Source organism: Streptomyces sp. NPDC057307, assembly GCF_042667665.1.
In the GTDB taxonomy this organism is placed as follows: domain Bacteria; phylum Actinomycetota; class Actinomycetes; order Streptomycetales; family Streptomycetaceae; genus Streptomyces.
Map to the genome: position 1 here is coordinate 1 of NZ_JBHUZM010000063.1, position 15,472 is coordinate 15,472.

10 protein-coding genes are annotated in these 15,472 nt (G+C 69.6%); 2 read left to right on the top strand and 8 right to left on the bottom strand.

Annotation, left to right across the window (positions count from 1 at the left end):
- Window positions 1-142: 142 nt before the first annotated feature.
- From ACFUN8_RS21365 to ACFUN8_RS21380, 4 genes are all read right to left on the bottom strand, one after another.
- Window positions 143-1,717, bottom strand: coding sequence for a sodium:solute symporter family protein (locus tag ACFUN8_RS21365; protein ID WP_383639843.1), 1,575 nt, complete (start codon window positions 1,715-1,717; stop codon window positions 143-145).
- 488 nt (window positions 1,718-2,205) lie between these two features.
- Complete coding sequence (locus tag ACFUN8_RS21370; protein ID WP_078494319.1) at window positions 2,206-2,415, bottom strand: DUF397 domain-containing protein; 210 nt, start codon at window positions 2,413-2,415, stop codon at window positions 2,206-2,208.
- A 186-nt stretch (window positions 2,416-2,601) separates the two neighbouring features.
- Entirely contained in the window at window positions 2,602-3,459 is an 858-nt protein-coding gene (locus ACFUN8_RS21375; RefSeq protein WP_383639846.1) for a helix-turn-helix domain-containing protein, read from the bottom strand.
- 313 nt (window positions 3,460-3,772) lie between these two features.
- Window positions 3,773-4,495, bottom strand: coding sequence for a GPP34 family phosphoprotein (locus ACFUN8_RS21380; RefSeq protein ID WP_381930669.1), 723 nt, complete (start codon window positions 4,493-4,495; stop codon window positions 3,773-3,775).
- 570 nt (window positions 4,496-5,065) lie between these two features.
- On the opposite strand from ACFUN8_RS21380, the gene ACFUN8_RS21385 reads away from it, so the two are divergent.
- Both ACFUN8_RS21385 and ACFUN8_RS21390 read left to right on the top strand, forming a co-directional pair.
- Window positions 5,066-7,591 carry a hypothetical protein gene (locus tag ACFUN8_RS21385; protein ID WP_383639849.1) on the top strand — a complete coding sequence of 842 codons (2,526 nt, stop codon included), beginning with the start codon at window positions 5,066-5,068 and terminating at the stop codon, window positions 7,589-7,591.
- 178 nt (window positions 7,592-7,769) lie between these two features.
- Window positions 7,770-9,617 (top strand): MFS transporter, encoded by a 1,848-nt coding sequence (locus ACFUN8_RS21390; protein WP_383639852.1) that lies wholly within the window; start codon window positions 7,770-7,772, stop codon window positions 9,615-9,617.
- A 70-nt stretch (window positions 9,618-9,687) separates the two neighbouring features.
- Here the strand turns inward: ACFUN8_RS21390 and ACFUN8_RS21395 are convergent, their stop codons facing one another.
- Genes ACFUN8_RS21395 through ACFUN8_RS21410 form a run of 4 tightly spaced genes read right to left on the bottom strand, consistent with a single transcriptional unit; the run spans window position 9,688 to window position 15,387 of the window.
- Window positions 9,688-10,770: a C40 family peptidase gene (locus tag ACFUN8_RS21395; RefSeq protein WP_383639855.1), complete on the bottom strand. Its 1,083-nt coding sequence runs from the start codon at window positions 10,768-10,770 to the stop codon at window positions 9,688-9,690.
- Between the two features lie 52 nt (window positions 10,771-10,822).
- Window positions 10,823-11,305 (bottom strand): poly-gamma-glutamate biosynthesis protein PgsC/CapC, encoded by a 483-nt coding sequence (locus ACFUN8_RS21400; protein ID WP_354607488.1) that lies wholly within the window; start codon window positions 11,303-11,305, stop codon window positions 10,823-10,825.
- On the bottom strand, window positions 11,302-13,014 hold the full coding sequence (pgsB, locus tag ACFUN8_RS21405; RefSeq protein WP_383639858.1) for a poly-gamma-glutamate synthase PgsB: 1,713 nt from the start codon (window positions 13,012-13,014) through the stop codon (window positions 11,302-11,304). The genes ACFUN8_RS21400 and pgsB overlap by 4 nt, the downstream gene beginning before the upstream one ends.
- Before the next feature lie 6 nt (window positions 13,015-13,020).
- Window positions 13,021-15,387 (bottom strand): HAMP domain-containing protein, encoded by a 2,367-nt coding sequence (locus ACFUN8_RS21410; protein WP_383639861.1) that lies wholly within the window; start codon window positions 15,385-15,387, stop codon window positions 13,021-13,023.
- Window positions 15,388-15,472 lie beyond the last annotated feature (85 nt).

Consider the following 15,472-nt stretch of genomic DNA (forward strand, 5'->3'; position numbering starts at 1 on the left):
TTTCAAGCCCGTCCGGCGTTTGAGGACACCACCCACCGGCCGGATGCATTCCAAGCCCGTCCGGCGCTTGAGGACGAACCGGCAACCGGCCGGGCCCGGTGAAGCACACCCGGGCCCGGCACCAGGCGGGAGAGAGGCCCCGTCAGCCGGAGGCGCCCTCGCGGCCGAGCTGCTTCGCGTCGCCCGGCTCCGACGGCACCGGCACCGCGCCGCGCGCGTCCGAGCCGTCGTCGTCGTTGTTGATCTTCTCCAGCACCGCGTCGCGCTCCGGTGTGTCCTCCGGCTTGACGAAGCCGACCACGATGTAGAGGACGAGCGAGACGGCGAGCGGGATGGACACCTGGTACTGGAGCGGCACCCCACCGTCCACGTTCCAGCTGATCGGGTAGTTGACCAGCCAGAAGGTGACCAGACCGACACCCCAGCTGACCAGCGCGGCCGTGGGACCGCTCTTGCGGAACCAGGGCAGCAGACCCAGCATCAGCGGGATCGCGATCGGCCCCATGAGCCCGGCGACCCACTTGATGACGACGGTGATGATGTCGCCGAAGAACGCCGAGTTCACCTGTGTCGCGATGGCCATCGACAGACCGAGGAAGAGCAGCGTCGTCCAGCGGGCGGCCAGCAGCCCGACCCGGGTGTCCCACTCCCGTGCCTTACGGGACACGGCGGGCATGATGTCGCGGGTCACGACCGCCGCGATGGCGTTCGCGTCCGACGAGCACATGGCCATCGTGTGCGAGAAGAATCCGACGATGACCAGACCCAGCAGGCCGTGCGGCAGGAGCTGTTCGGCCATCAGCGCGTAGCTGTCGGCCGGCACGTCCGTGTCGATGAGGACCGGCGCGACCCACATCGGGAAGAACAGCACCAGCGGCCAGACCAGCCACAGCACGGCCGACAGGGTCGCGGAGCGCGTGGCGGATTTCGCGGAGTCGGTCGCCATGTAGCGCTGCGCCTGGTTCCACATGCCGCCGTTGTACTCGAAGGTCTTGATGAACAGATACGCGATCAGGAAGACCATCATGTACGGCCCGGCCAACGGCTCCGTGTGGCCCTGGAGTTCGGGCTCGTCCCAGACGTTCCACAGGCTGCTGAACCCGCCCAGCTCCGCCAGGACGGCGACGAGCATCGCGATACCGGCGATGAACTGGATGATGAACTGGCCCAGTTCGGTCAGCGCGTCGGCCCACAGCCCGCCCACCGTGCAGTAGATCGCGGTCACCGCGCCCGTGATCAGGATGCCCATGTTGAGCGAGACACCGGTGAAGACGGACAACAGGGTCGCGATGGCGGCCCACTTGGCGCCGACGTCCACGATCTTCAGCAGCACGCCCGACCAGGCGAGCGCCTGCTGGGTGGGCAGGTTGTAGCGGTTCTTGAGATATTCGAGCGGCGACGAGACATGCAGCCGCGAGCGCACCCGGTTGAGCCGGGGAGCGAAGAGCTTGGCCCCGATCGCGATGCCGATGGCGATGGGGAACGACCAGGTGACGTACGAGGTGATGCCGTAGGTGTACGCGATGGCCGCGTACCCGGTGAACATCACCGCGCTGTAGCCGGACATGTGGTGCGAGATGCCGGAAAGCCACCACGGCATCTTGCCGCCGGCCGTGAAGTAGTCATGGACGTCGCCCACGCGCTTGTGGGACCAGACGCCGATCGCGACCATCACACCGAAGTATCCGATGAGCACGGTCCAGTCGAGACTGTTCATGTGCCCCCTCCAGGGGTCCGCCTTGTGAACGTTGGTGCTCTTCGTCAGTGCGTCCGGTCAGCGGCGCCCCCGTGCGGGAGCGGGGACTTCGGGGATTGAATCGCTACTCACGGCAGCGGGTCAAGGGTTCCGGCGGTCATAAATGTGAACGTGGGTCAGAAAGCCGAACGATTTTACTAGTTCTTGACCTGGTGGGGCGTTGTCGTGAACGTGACGGGAACCACACGATGGGTGGGCGCTTCGTCAGAACGCGGTGGTAGGTAGCAGGACGGCAACGCAACAGAAACGACCGCACGGGATGCGGGTCCCGTGCGGCCGAGAGGGAGTTCGTGTGACGTGAGGGCATGGCCGAGCCCCCTCGGCCAGGACGGCGGACAGGTCGAGAGGGCTCATTCCGTGCTGTGGGGCTCTGTTGCCGCGTGGTGCGGTGGCGCTGTGCGGCTCAGATGGGGTGGTGGGGTCGGAAGGGCTGGTGGGGGGTGACGGGCTCAGCCGAGATCGAAGGCGCCCTGGTTCATCTCCTGCACGAACGTGGTCCACGATCCGGGGACAAAGGTGATCGACGGACCCTCGGGGGCCTTTGAGTCGCGTACGGCAATTGCCTGTACGACGGGAGACTTGACCTCGACGCATGCGCCGTTTCCGCCGGAGTACGAGGACTTGGTCCAGGTGTCCGTAGCGCCCTGAAGAATTGCCATGTTCGGTTCGCTCCGATTTCAGCAAGTGGTGTCAATACGCCAACTTCTTGCTGGCAAGATCGACGCTACTAGCCACGATCGACGCGTGGGGCGGCCGTTCACTCGACCGGATGAGATATCCCGGTGGACTCTTTCGGTACGAGTCCACCGGGTGTATTCTGCCGCCCCTGCTTCTCTCGAACTCCCTTAGCGGGCGTATCCCTTGGCGATGTCCGAGATGAACTCGCGGGTCTGGTCCGCATTCAGCGCCTGCGCGCGAAGGTGTTCGTACATCACGCTGTACTTCTGGACGTCGTTCGCCTTCTCCAGATAAAGATCACTGGTGACGCCCTCGATGTAGACCACGCTCGAATCCGTGGCGTCCGGGAATTCGAGGATCGCGTAATGCCCGCTGATGCCCGGATGGGCGCCCATGTCGAACGGCAGCACCTGCACCGTGACATGGGGGAGTTGTGACAGCTCGACCAGGAACTCCAGCTGCTCGCGCATCAGATGCCTGCTGCCGACCACGCGCCGCAGCGCCGACTCGTCGATCACGGCCCAGAGCCGCAGCGGCAGTTCGGGCGCGTTGACCCGCTCCTGGCGGCGTACCCGTACGCTGACGCGCTTCTCGACGTCCGTGGGCGAGGTCTCCGGGAGCGCGCCGGTGATCAGCGCCTCCGCGTAGCCCCGGGTCTGGAGCAGACCGGGCACGACCTGCGGCTCGTACACACGCAGCGAGGCGGCGTCCGTCTCCAGACCGATGTAGACGCTGTACGGGATATCGCCGAAGGCGTGCCACCAGCCTTGCTGACGCGAATCCTTGGCCATTTGCATCAGCGACTCGACGATGCGGTTGTCCTCGACCTCGTACACACCGCAGAGGTCGCGGACATCGCGCTGGCTGATGGAACGGCGACCGTTCTCAAGACGGCTGATCTTCGACTGGGAGACCAGCAGGCGCTCCGCCACCTCCTCGGCCGTCATGCCTTTGACCTCGCGGAGCCGGCGCAGCTCCTGGCCCAATCGGCGTCGCCTGACGGTGGGATTGACACTGGACGCCACGGAAACGGCACCTCCTGCTGAGTAACTGCGTAGCTCTGTGTGTCTACGTCTCAGCAGACTGCCACCGATGGCCCCAACTGCGCTGGAAAACGGCCACAGAGGGGAAAGCACGGGCGGTAAGTGGACACGGCGCCGCCGGAGCCTGTATTCGGGCGCGCGACGCGCGGGGCAGCCGGTTGTACGGCTGACCCCGCGCGTCCTTTGCGGCTCCCGAACCGGGTCTCTGGGGACGTGGGCGCGGCGGATTGCGATACCCGCGTGCGGTCGTGTCCGTGTTCTCTGTCCGTGTTCCGTCCGTGCGGTCCGTGCTTTCTCAGTGCGCCGCGACGCGGGCCATGCCGCCCGCGCGCTGCGGCTGCATCGGTACGGCCGGCGGTCGGCCTCCCGGTGCGGGATTGCGGCGCGGCTGAGCGGCCACACCGTTCTGGACGTCCATCACGGCATGCGCCACGAGACCGCCCATGGGGTCGTGTCTGATCAGGTCCCGGAGCCGGGAGCGCGACGAGCGCCCCTCGTTCCCGGGGTACAGGTGCTTGCCCAGTCCGACCGCGTGGGCCAGTGCGGCGAGCGCCGCGGTCCGCGGGTCCGGCGGTACGCCGGTGCGGATCGCACTGTCCAGCCGTGACCTGATGTCGCGGCTGATCGCTGTCTCCGTCGCCTGGTAGCGAGTCGTCGGCAGCACTCCGCACATCTGGCCCGCCACGGCATGAACCATGCCGCACCGCTCCAGATGCGAGAGGTAAATCTGGCGGAGCCCCAGTCGGGGCCCGCCGATCCAGTGAACTGCGCGAACCGGGCTGCCGCGTCGGCGCAGCAGTTCCAGCGCGGAGTCCAGAGTCGGATCTCCGGTCGGCCGCGGCATCACCACGGCGATACGATCCCCGTCAGGGGCTATCCGTCCTGCCAGAGCCAGCTCTACAAGCTGGGCTCCGGCCAGGCCGAGGTCGAGCGACTGCGGCTGCGCTGTGGTACCCGTGGCCGGGTCCAGAGCGAGCAACAGGAGCTCCTCCGGAATACTTCTGCGGCTCTTGCCCATCCATGCCTCCCCGCGTGGATGAATGACAGGGTGACCCCTCTCACATTGGTCTGTCGAGAGTGCCTGGCCGCTTTGTACGGGAACCGTTATGTATGTCGTTCTCGTCTGGCACTTGGGCTGTGGTTTCACACAGGACACTGATAATCGGTTCGGAGAGTGCGGCGGCGGAGCGCGCGAGCGCCGCGAGGGCCGCACATCGCATGAGGAGGCACGGTGGCGGGCGAGTCCCCCGACAAGTCGGAGCAGCGGAAATCGTCGGGGGAGGCGACGTCGACCTCGACGGCGCCTCAGGACGCTCAGGAACAGGACCCGAGGTTCGCGGTCTTCCGTGAGTCGGCTGCCACTGCCGGGGAGGCGGATCGGCCGGCTGCCAACGGCAAGGACGCGACGTCGGCGACGGACGGTTCCTCGGAAGCCCCTGCCGACCGGTCGACGGCCGATTCCGCGACTCGGGGGGCGACGGACGGGTCCGGGGCTCCTGAGGCCGCTGAGGCGCGTGTGACGGCTTCTGAGGGGTCTTCGACGGGGGCGCCTGCGGCTCAGCGGAAAGCCGAACCGGAAGCGAAGGCCGTGCGGCCGGCGGACACGGCCGATCCGAAGACGGACCGCGAACCGGAGCCCGAACTGGAATCCACGACCGAACCGAAGTCCGAGCCGAGGTCCGAGCCGACGACGGAGCGGGCCGCCGAGCCCACGTTCGCACCGGCGAACTCGGAGGCGACACCTCCGTCGCGGCCCACCCCCGACGAGCCCGAGGTCGACCGGCGGACGGCCGTCTTCAAGGCGTTGAAGCCCACGCCGGAGCCCGCGCCCGCTGCCGCGTCGGGGTCCGAGGGCCGATCCGACTCCGGTACGGCGGCGGACGCCGGGTCGCGGTCGCAGGCTGACGGCACGTCCGAGTCCGAGTCCGCGACGGACTCGTCCGACGCCGATCGGAAGACGGCGGTCTTCAAGACGTCGCAGTCCGAGCGGTCGACGCCGGGGCGGGCGGCGGGCGAGCCCTCGTTCGCGCCGGCGAAGCCGGACGCCGCGCCCGCGTCGCGGCCCACCGCCGACGAGCCCGGAGCCGATCAGAGCGCCGACGCTGTCGCGTCGAGGTCCGAGGGCCGATCCGACTCTCGTACGGCGACAGACGCCGGGCCGCAGTCGTCGGCCGACGTCGCGTCGGCGAAGCCGGACGGCACGACCAAGTCTGGGTCCGTCTCCGCAGAACCGGGTGCCGGGTCCGGGTCCGACTCGCCTGATGTCGATCGGAAGACCGCGGTCTTCCGGACGTTGCAGTCCGAGCGGTCCGAGCAGTCGGCGTCGCAGCGGGCGGCGGGTGAGACCGCGTTCGCACCGGCGAAGGCGGAGAGCGGATCCGGCTCTCGTACGACGGCCGACGCCGGGGCGCGGTCGCAGGCTGACAGCGCGTCGGTGAAGACGGACGACGCACCCTCGTCCCGACCCACCCCGGCGAAGTCGGACAGCGCGCCGTCGTCCCGACGCACCCCGGCCGAGCCGGACACCGGGGCGGACGGCAAGTCCGGACCTGCGGGTGACGTGGCCCCGGCCAAGCCGGACGACGTGGCCGACGAGCCCGACGTCGATCGGAAGACCGCCGTCTTCAAGGCGCTCAAGCGGCCCGGGGTCGATCAGCCCACCGCCATGCTCAAGCTCCCGCCGCAGCCGCCCGCACCCGCCCCGAGCGAGTTGCCCGCCGAGCGCACCAGCAAGTTCGTGCCGCTGCGGGCCGACGAGGTGCGGGTGCCCGCGAAGCCCGCGGGTGGGCCCGTCGTCGAGGCCGAGCGGACGCGGCAGCAGCCCATGCCGCCGTTGCCGCCGCTCGATCTGCTCGCCGAGCTGACCAACAAGCCGGCGCCGCCGGAGACTCCGACCCGTACCGTCGTCAGGCGGGTCAAGATCTGGACGCCGCTGCTCGTACTCGTACTGATCATCTTTGCGGTCGTACAGTTCGTGCGCCCCCTCCCGACGCCCTCGCTGAACCTCACGGCGAAGTCGACGTACACCTTCGAGGGGGACAAGCCCGCGCTGCCGTGGCCCGGTGAGGGCCAGGGCTTCATGGCGGCGACCGGGCTCGGCACCGTCGACTCGTTCGGTGAGCAGAAGGCCGTGCCGATCGGCAGTGTGGCCAAGGCCATGACGGCGTACGTCGTCCTGAAGGACAAGCCCCTGAAGAAGGGCGCGAAGGGTCCGTCCATCACGGTCGACGCCAAGGCCGAGGAGGACGGCGGGCTCGACGCGCAGGGCGAGTCGACGCTCAACACCGTGAAGGAGGGCGACAAACTCACCCAGCACGACGCGCTGGCCGCCCTCATGATCCCGTCCGCGAACAACATCGCCCGCCTGCTGGCCCGTTGGGACACGAACGGCTCCGAGGAGGAGTTCGTCAAGAAGATGAACGACACCGCCGAAGAGCTGGGCATGAAGAACACCACGTACACCGACCCGTCCGGCCTCGACGCGACGACGGTCAGCTCCGCCGAGGACCAGGTGAAGCTCGGCCAGAAACTGGTGGAGATCGAGGCGCTGATGGACATCACCAAGCTCCCCGAGTGGACGGACCCGTCGGGCAAGACCTGGCGGAACTACAACACCCTCGTCCCGTACGACGGCGCGCTCGGTATCAAGACCGGCTCCACCACCAAAGCGGGCGGCAATCTCCTCTTCGCCGCGCACAAGATGGTCGGCGACACCGACCAGCTGATCGTCGGCGCGGTCCTCGGCCAGCACAAGTCGCCGATCATCGACACCGTCAACGCGGTGAGCAAGGACGTCATGCGCGCGACGCAGGACGAACTCGAAGGCGCGACGATAGTGAAGAAGGGCCAGGTCGTCGGCGAGGTCGACAACGGCATGGGGACGACCGTGCCGGTCGTCGCCGTCGCGGACGTGAAGGCCGTCGGCTGGTCGGGTCTCACCGTCAAGCTCGAACTGACCAGCGGTGCCAAGGCCGTACCGGAGACCGCTGCCGCCGGGACGCACGTCGGCACGCTCACCGTGGGCGAGGGCAAGAGCCAGGTCGAGGTGGCCGTCGCGCTCCAGGGCGACCTGTCCGAGCCCACGTTCGGCGAGAAGCTGACACGGGTCGGCTGACCCGGCACGGGAGGGCGCCGGAAATGGCGCCCTCCCCGTCCCTGGCCGCGTGCTAGCGTCCGATGCAGGGCAGCCAGGCAACTCGGGACGCGGGGACGGCGTCCTTACTTCCTCCAGGGCCGGACGGACCGCAGGGGGGCCGGCACACCGGGCTGACGGTGAGACGGGGAGAGTCGCAGTGACCACCGCTGAGCCGACGCGCGCCGACGGCAGCACCAGCACGAGTACCAGCACGAGCACGAGCACCACCGAGCCCGCGGGGGCGGCGGGAGAACCGACGGGGGCCGACGAGGCCACCGGACAGCTCGCCAAGGACCTGCGCAGCCGCGTCCTGCGGCACCCCGTCCTGCTCACCGGCACGGTCGCCGGGATCGTGCACGTCCTCTGGTTCTTCTTCCTCGCGAACAGCGGCGGCGACATCGCCGCACAGGACGCGTGGGCCGAGTTCGTCGGCCGCCACCCGGACTCCGCGTACAACCTCGCCTGGTACGGCGGGATGCACCCCGTCTCGTACAGCGTCGTCTCGCCGTACCTCATGTCGCTGCTCGGCGTCCGTACGACAATGATGATCGTCGGGACCGTCTCGGCCGCCCTGACCTCGCTGATCCTCTACCGCGTCAAGGCGGTCCGGAATCCCCTGGCGTGCTCGTTCGCCGGGGTCTTCGCCTTCTTCTGCAACGCGCTCTCCGGCCGTGTGACGTTCGGTCTCGGCACGATGTTCGCGCTCGGCGCCGTCGCCGCCGTCTTCTGCTGGCCGCACCGCTGGCGCTACAAGCGCTGGGCCAAGGGCGTCGTCGCCGCGCCCCTCGCCGGGCTCGCGACGGCCGCCAGCCCCGTGGCGGGACTGTTCCTCGGTGTCGTCGCCGCCGCGCTCTTCCTCAACAAGCGGCGTCCCGGCGCGTACGCGGTCGGGCTCGCCCCGGTCGCCGTCGTCGCGCTCTCCGCCTGGCTGTTCCCGTTCTCCGGCACACAGCCGATGTCGCTCGGGACCGCGGCGCTGCCCTTCCTCTTCGCCGTCGTCGCCTTCTTCCTCGTGCCGCGCGACTGGCGCACGGTCCGTACCGCCGCCGCCGTGTACGGCATCGGGACCCTGCTGACCTGGGTGATCGACTCCCAGATCGGCTCCAACGTGTCGCGGCTCGCCATGATCGTCGGCGGTGTGGTGCTGCTCGCCGCGCTGCCGTACGCCGTGCCGCGCTCCCGTAAGTGGTACGCGCTGGTGCTGGCCTTCGCCGCGTTCAACTTCTGGATCGGCTACAAGGGCGTCGACGACATCATCCGCACCGCGCCCACCGCCTCCTGGACCCGTGAACTGGCGCCGCTGGTCAACGAGTTGCAGGAGGTCGGCGCCGAGCGCGGCCGGGTGGAGGTCGTCCCCGCCAGCAGCCACCGCGAGGCGTCGGCGCTCGCGCCGTACGTCAACCTGGCCCGCGGCTGGAACCGGCAGGCCGACATGGAGCGCAACCCGCTCTTCTACGACGACAGCCTCACCGACGACAGCTACCGCGCCTGGCTCGACCGCTGGGCCGTCCGCTACGTCGTGCTGCCCAAGGGCCGCCCGGACAACGGCGCGGGCCTGGAGGCGGAGCTGGTACAGCGCGGCCTGCCCTATCTGAACCACCTGTGGGGCGACGCCAACTGGCAGCTCTACGAGGTCCAGGACCCGATGCCGCTGGCCGACCCGCCGGCCGTCGTGCGGGAGGCGTCGGCCAACGAGCTGACCATAGAGGTGAAGACCGCCGGACGGGTGCTGATCCGCATCCCGTACTCGCGCTGGCTCGCCGTCGTGGACGAGAAGGGCGAGAGCCTGGACCGCCCGGAGGAGACAGCCGCGTCCAAGGCGGACGAGGACGGCCCCAAGAAGTTCACCAACCCCAACGGCTGTGTGTTCCGGGCCGAGAAGAACACGGAGGGCGACGAGTGGACGGAGCTGCTGGCCCCGCGCCCGGGGACGTACCGCATCTCCGCCCCCTACCAACTCCGTCCGGGCACACCCTGCCCCGAGGAACTGCGCGACGAGGGCTGACCGCCCCCGCCGCACCGCCCCCGCCGCACCGCCCCCGCCGCGCGCCGGGCCGCATCGCTGGCCCAGTGGCTCAGAGGCGCTTCGCGCTGCGCATCGTCTTCGCGTAGTAGCCGTTGCCGTCCAGACGTGACGTGCCGCCCTTGTCGCCGATCGTCGGGCCGTTGACCTCTTCACGGCTGGAGACGAACATCTGGTGGCCGTCGGTGTCGACGCCCATGTAGATCCCGACGTGGTCCAGCCGCTCCTTGGTCCGCGCGTCCAGCTTGAAGAAGACCAGGTCGCCCGGTTGCAGCACGCTGATCGACTTCGGCCGCTCGAACGGCGTGCTCCCCTTCAGCTTGATGATGTCCGTGCCGGTGTCGGAGCGGGCCATGCCGTTGGCGGTACGCGGCAGTCCGTCACCGCTCTTGTCGTCCGACATCAGCGGGAACCGGCCCCGGTAGCCGAAGACCGTCCGGATGAAGCCCGAGCAGTCGATGGAGCGGTAGCGCTTCTGCTCCGGCTGGATGGTCGTGCCGTCGCGGAAGGTGTACGGGATGCCCAGGTAGTCGTAGAAGTCCGACTGTTCGAGCCGGTAGTCCGCGCCCTCGCTGCCCTCGGGGTTGATCGGGCCGAAGTCCGCGTCACCGGCGTACGGGGTGCCCTCGTCGTCCTCCTTGACCGGGGCGCCCTCGAGGTACTGGAAGGCGAAGGCGAACAGGTCGTCCTCCTCGCTGCCGTAGAACTCCTCGAACCAGTCCTTGAACCACTTCTCCTTCTCGGCGTCCTTCTTCCACGGCTCGGGCATCAGCCGCACCCAGTTCTCCGTCACCACCCGGGACTTGGTGCTCGTCGGCTCGGAGAAGGTACGGCTCGGGCCGGTCAGCGTCGCGGTGCGCGCGCCGTCGGTGAAGGTGGCGAGCACGGCCCCGCTCCCGGAGCGCAGCACGGAGCGCTCGGGGTTCTTCAGCCGCTCCCACTTCTGCTCGCCGGAGCGCGCGTCCCCGGCCGACGTCAGGTCCGGGGTGTCCGTGATGGCCTGGACGGCGGGCGCCTTCGCCTGCTCGTCCTTGCGGAGTTCGACGGTGAGGTACGCGCTGCCCGCGAGCAGCGCGATGACGGTGGTCGCGTGCAGGACGCGGCGGCCACCGCGTTTCTTGGCCTTGGCACTCATGAGAGGTCAGCTCCGGAGGCTTCAGTGGTCACGTGGGCGGTCGGTCGGCCGGTCACGTGGTGGGCAGGGCGCCGAGCAGGATGCCGGCGGTGAGGACGACGTACGCCATGAGCGTGACCGTGCCGGTGGCGAGGATGGTCGCCCCCTTCGGCTGGCGGACGAGCTGGTACGCGATGAGGCCCGGCACGATGAAGCCGAGCGTCTGGTTCGCGTACAGCAGGGGGAACTCCAGCGACAGCACGAACATCACCGTGGCCTGGAGAAGCACGCCGATGAGGACGACGGCGGAGAAGAGGCGTTTTCCGTAGAGGATCACGAAGCGCTGGACGAGGAGCGTGCTCACATACGTCAGCACGGTCACTCCGACGACCATGGCGGCGCGCTGGAGGTCCTCGACGAGGGTCAGCGCCAGCCAGCCCGGGGTGATCATGCCGCCGGGGGAGAGGTTGGTCGTCAGGTAGCAGATCAGGGAGAACATCAGGCCCAGGCCGATGCCTATCGCGGCGATCTCGGGCGTGAGGACTGCGGGGATCAACGGTGTTCTCCAGGATTCTGCGGGGTGCGCGGAGTGCGGGGAGTGCGGGTGGACCGCGGGGGCTGTGGCTCGTCGTTGTCCGGCGCGGGGGCCGGCATCCGCACGGGCTCGAAGGGGCCGCGCGGTTTGGCGGCGGCCGGCCGCTGGTAGCGCTCCTCGTACGCCTGGGGATAGGGCTGGAACGGGTCGATGTGGGGCGAGTAGCGCTGGAGCTTCATCGTCTCGTCGTGGCGCGGGTGTTCGGCGGTGCCGCCCGACGACGCCGGGGCGGTGGGAGCGGTCGGAGCGGTGGGTGTGACGGGCGCGGGCGGCTGTGCGGTGAGGCGGGCGACCAGTTCGGTGGCCGGCTCGATCGCGCGCCGGGGGGTCTGCTGCGGTACGACGACGACCGGGAGCGCCGCGGTGGCTGCCGGGTCCGCGGCCGGGTCGCCCGAAGCCGAAGCCGAAGCCGCAGGCGGAACCGGAGTCAGCGCCGGGGCCGCGGTGGACGTACGCACCGGGTCCGCTTCCGTGTCCGGGTCCGGCGTCTCGTCCGCCGGCAGCTCCGCCAGGTGTTCCAGCAGCAGCTCGCCCTGACCGTGGATGTTGCCGATCGCGACCAGCGACGAGTCCGGCCCGAGCTGCGCCAGCAGCTCCCGCATGAACTCCTCGGGATCGCGCTTGTCACCGCCCAGGTCCACCGCGCGCGAACGCCACTCCGCCGGAATCGCGTCGATCGCGCTCTTCGCCGGGTGCCCGATGACGAACACCTTGTCCGGCTGGAGGTCGGGGACGATCTCGCCCATCTGCCCGTTGCGCTCGACCCGGTCGGGACGGCAGTTGATGACGACGTTCAGCGGGCGCGAGATCGCGCCCAGGTCGAGCAGTTGGTTGATGTTCATCAGCGTCGACTCGGGGTCGTTCGCGGCGAAGACGTTCGCGAACCGCAGCCGGTCGCCGTCCGGCGTGAGATACCGCTCGACCGACAGGACGCCCGGGTCCGGCGGCGCGTCGTACATGCCCTGGAGGGCCGTCTCGCGCTCCACGCCCATCAGTTCGGCGACCTTCAGCGCGATCGACACGTTCTCCTTGAACGTGAACCAGCTGAAACCGCGCAGCTCCTCGTCGCTGACCGTCTCCGGGTCCGCGTAGATCAACTGGCAGTTCCGCGCGTCCGCCTCCTCCTGGAGGATGTCGAATCGTTCCTTCTCCGCCGTGACACAGATGCCGTCCTCCGGCATCGAGCGCGACAGCGAGCGCGCGACATCGTCCAGCGTCGGCCCCATCTCGGCGAGATGGTCCTCACGGACGTTGCACAGCACGCCGATCGTGGAGCGGATCAGCTTGGACTGGTTGATCTCCTGGAGGGCCGGCATGACGGCCATGCACTCGATGACCAGCGCGTCGGGGTTGTACGACGCGGCGCGCCGTACGATCCCGATCTGCTCCACCACGTTGGCGATGCCGAACTTCCGGTAGACCGGCTCCTCGGTCGCGTCCGGATGGATGAAGCGGGCGGCCGTACCGGTGGTCTTGGCGACGGTGACCAGGTCGCCGCCGCGCAGTGCGCCCGCGCAGAGGCGGGTGATGGAGGACTTGCCGCGGATGCCGTTGACCAGCACGCGGGTGGGGATGCGGTCGAGGTTGGTGAAGTGGCGGCGCTGCTCGACGACGCCGGCGACCAGCAGGAAGGCGGAGCACACCAGCAGGACGGTGTAGAGGAAGAGCACGGTCGGTCAGTTCCTTCCGGCGGGTGCGCGCACGGGGGTCGCGGCGGGAGCCGTCGCTCCCGAGCTGTCCCGTTTGCGTTGTTCGAGCACCTGCTGGCGCAGCAGTTCCAGGGAGCGGGCGATGGCACCGACCTCGTCGTGGTGGCGCGGGTAGAGCACGGTGCGGCGGTCGCCGTCCGCCAGCGCCTCGGCCTGTTTCGCCACTTCGCGCAGCGGCCGTACGACGACGATGTGCAGCCAGCCCAGACACGCGGCGGCCGCGGTGATGCCGAGGAGGCCGGCCAGGACGGTGCGGTTCTGGAGGTTGTACTCCGGGATCGCGAGTCCGGCGGCCGGCTGCCAGCTCACCACCATCCAGTTGAGTGACTTGGCGGCGCCGCCGCCGACGAACGGGGCCGCGCCCGCGACCTGCACGCCGCTGCCGTCGCGGTAGACGACACCGCCCGCGCGGGCGCTGATGCCGGTCTTCTGGCTGGTGCCGGCGGCCAGTTCCTCCAGCCGCGCGGAGGGCAGGTCCTCGAAGGCCAGATAGCCCGAATTGCCGCCGAGGACGCGCCGTTCGGCGTCGACGACCCGGATCTCGCCGAGACCCGGCCGCTTGAGGAGGGAGTTGATGAAGTCGATACGGAACTCGCCGATGACCGTGCTGCCGTCGCGTCCCGGCAGTTCGGCGTAGCTCGCGATGACTGGTTCCGTACCGGAGTCGTTGAGGACGGCGATGGAGTCGGCGAACGGACGGCCGTCCTTGCTGTCGCCCTTCGTGTCCTCGGGCAGCCGGGGGGACTCGCCGGACCGCGCCAGGATCTTGCCGTCGGCGGCGCGTACGTACAGGGAGCGGTAGCGCGTGTGGTCGGTACGGGTGCGGTCCAGGACCTTCGTCATGTCCTCGGGCGAGGTGCGCTCGCCGAGCAGACCGGCGACGGACACCAGGTCGGCGTGGCCCTCGTTGAGCGAGCGGCGCACCCGGTCGGAGAGGGTGTCGGTGCGCTCGCGCTGGTCGTTGGTGATCTGTTCCGGTACGACGGCGGTGGCGTCGGCCCGGTTGAGCAGGAGCAGCATCGGGGCGGACCAGACGAGCAGCAGGATGCCGCTGACGGCGAGCAGGGCGCGGGCCCCGATCCGGCCTCGGCGGGCGGGCCGTGCGCTGCCTCTGCCGCCGGACGTGCCCGTCCCGGCCTCGTCCGCGCCGGAACGCTCCCCGAGGAGCTGGCGGCGCAGCCGCTCCAGCGCCTCCCCGATCCGGGCGGCCTCGCCGTGGCGGGGCACGCGGACCGGGCGGGTCAGATCGTCGCGGGTGAGCCGCCGGCTCTCCAGGAAGAGGCGCAGCAGCGGCCGTTGGACCGTACCGAGCAGCACGCCGACGGCGAGCGCGCCGATCAGCAGCAGCGCGCCGGCGGCGAGCAGCCCGAACAGCGGGTCGGTGACCCGGGTCGGGTCCTCGGCGACGTCCACCATGGCGACGACGGTCAGTCCGAGGGAGGTGGCGACGGTGCCCTTGCCCGCCTCGGGCCCGGAGAGGGCCGCGTAACCGGCGATGGCGCGGTCACCCTGGGAGAGGCCGCCGCGCAGGCTGCCGCTGACGCCCAGGTAGCCGCCCTCGCCCGGGTCGTTGGCCTTGAGGGGGTGCTCGTCGGCCCGCTTGGCGGCGACCTTGGCGAACGCCTTGAGCTGCTTCTTCGAGCGGTCGACGCCGGTGCGCTGGTCCTCGGTGAGGACCTGCTCGGTCTCCGGGATGCCGTCGCTGCTGAGGATGCGGCCCGTGCTGTCGATGACGGCGATGGAGCGGAACTTGCCGAGGCTGATGCCGGGAAAGCGCAGGCTGCTGGAGGCGATGAGCAGTTGCTGGGGCTGTCCCTTCCAGGACAGCAGCTCCAGGGAGAGCAGCCGGGTCTCGCCGTTGGCCAGGCGCACCATGCGGGGGCTGAGCCCGTCCTTCTCGGAGAGCTTGGCGGTGTCGATCGCGGCGACGGGTACGTTCTCGCCGCGGGCGGCGAGCATCCGGCCCGAGGAGATCTCGACGACGGCGGTGCCGACCCACTTCTGGTAGACGCTGCCGATCTTGTCGACCACGGCGTCCGGCTGCGCCGGGTCTCCCGCGTTGAACAGTCCGGCGGTTCTCGCGAGGTCGGCGGCGCTCTCGTCGATGGAGGCACGCATCGCGACGGCGCCGTCCTCCGCGAAGTGCTGCTGCGAGGTCATGACGGCCTTGGGTACGGATTCCTCGCCGGCCCGGCCGAAGCCGAGGGCCGTGATTCCGGCGAGGGAGAGCAGCAGCGCGGACAGAACCGCGATGGGCGGGCGGATGCCGCCCAAGAGGGACATGTCGGCCCGCCTGCGGACCTTGTGCCGTCGCTTCGCGGACGAAGCGGCCATGAGCGTTCCCCTTCGGGTGTTCGTGATCGGCGGGTTCTGTGCGTGCGTGCGGGCGCGCGGAGAACAGCCCCAGCCGGAAGTGTCC

Bases quoted from the DNA above. Each gene is read 5' to 3' on its own strand.
- ACFUN8_RS21370 (WP_078494319.1), bottom strand. From the start codon at position 2,415: ATGGCAATTCTTCAGGGCGCTACGGACACCTGGACCAAGTCCTCGTAC.
- ACFUN8_RS21410 (WP_383639861.1), bottom strand. From the start codon at position 15,387: ATGGCCGCTTCGTCCGCGAAGCGACGGCACAAGGTCCGCAGGCGGGCC.
- ACFUN8_RS21365 (WP_383639843.1), bottom strand. From the start codon at position 1,717: ATGAACAGTCTCGACTGGACCGTGCTCATCGGATACTTCGGTGTGATG.
- ACFUN8_RS21395 (WP_383639855.1), bottom strand. From the start codon at position 10,770: ATGAGTGCCAAGGCCAAGAAACGCGGTGGCCGCCGCGTCCTGCACGCG.
- ACFUN8_RS21380 (WP_381930669.1), bottom strand. From the start codon at position 4,495: ATGGGCAAGAGCCGCAGAAGTATTCCGGAGGAGCTCCTGTTGCTCGCT.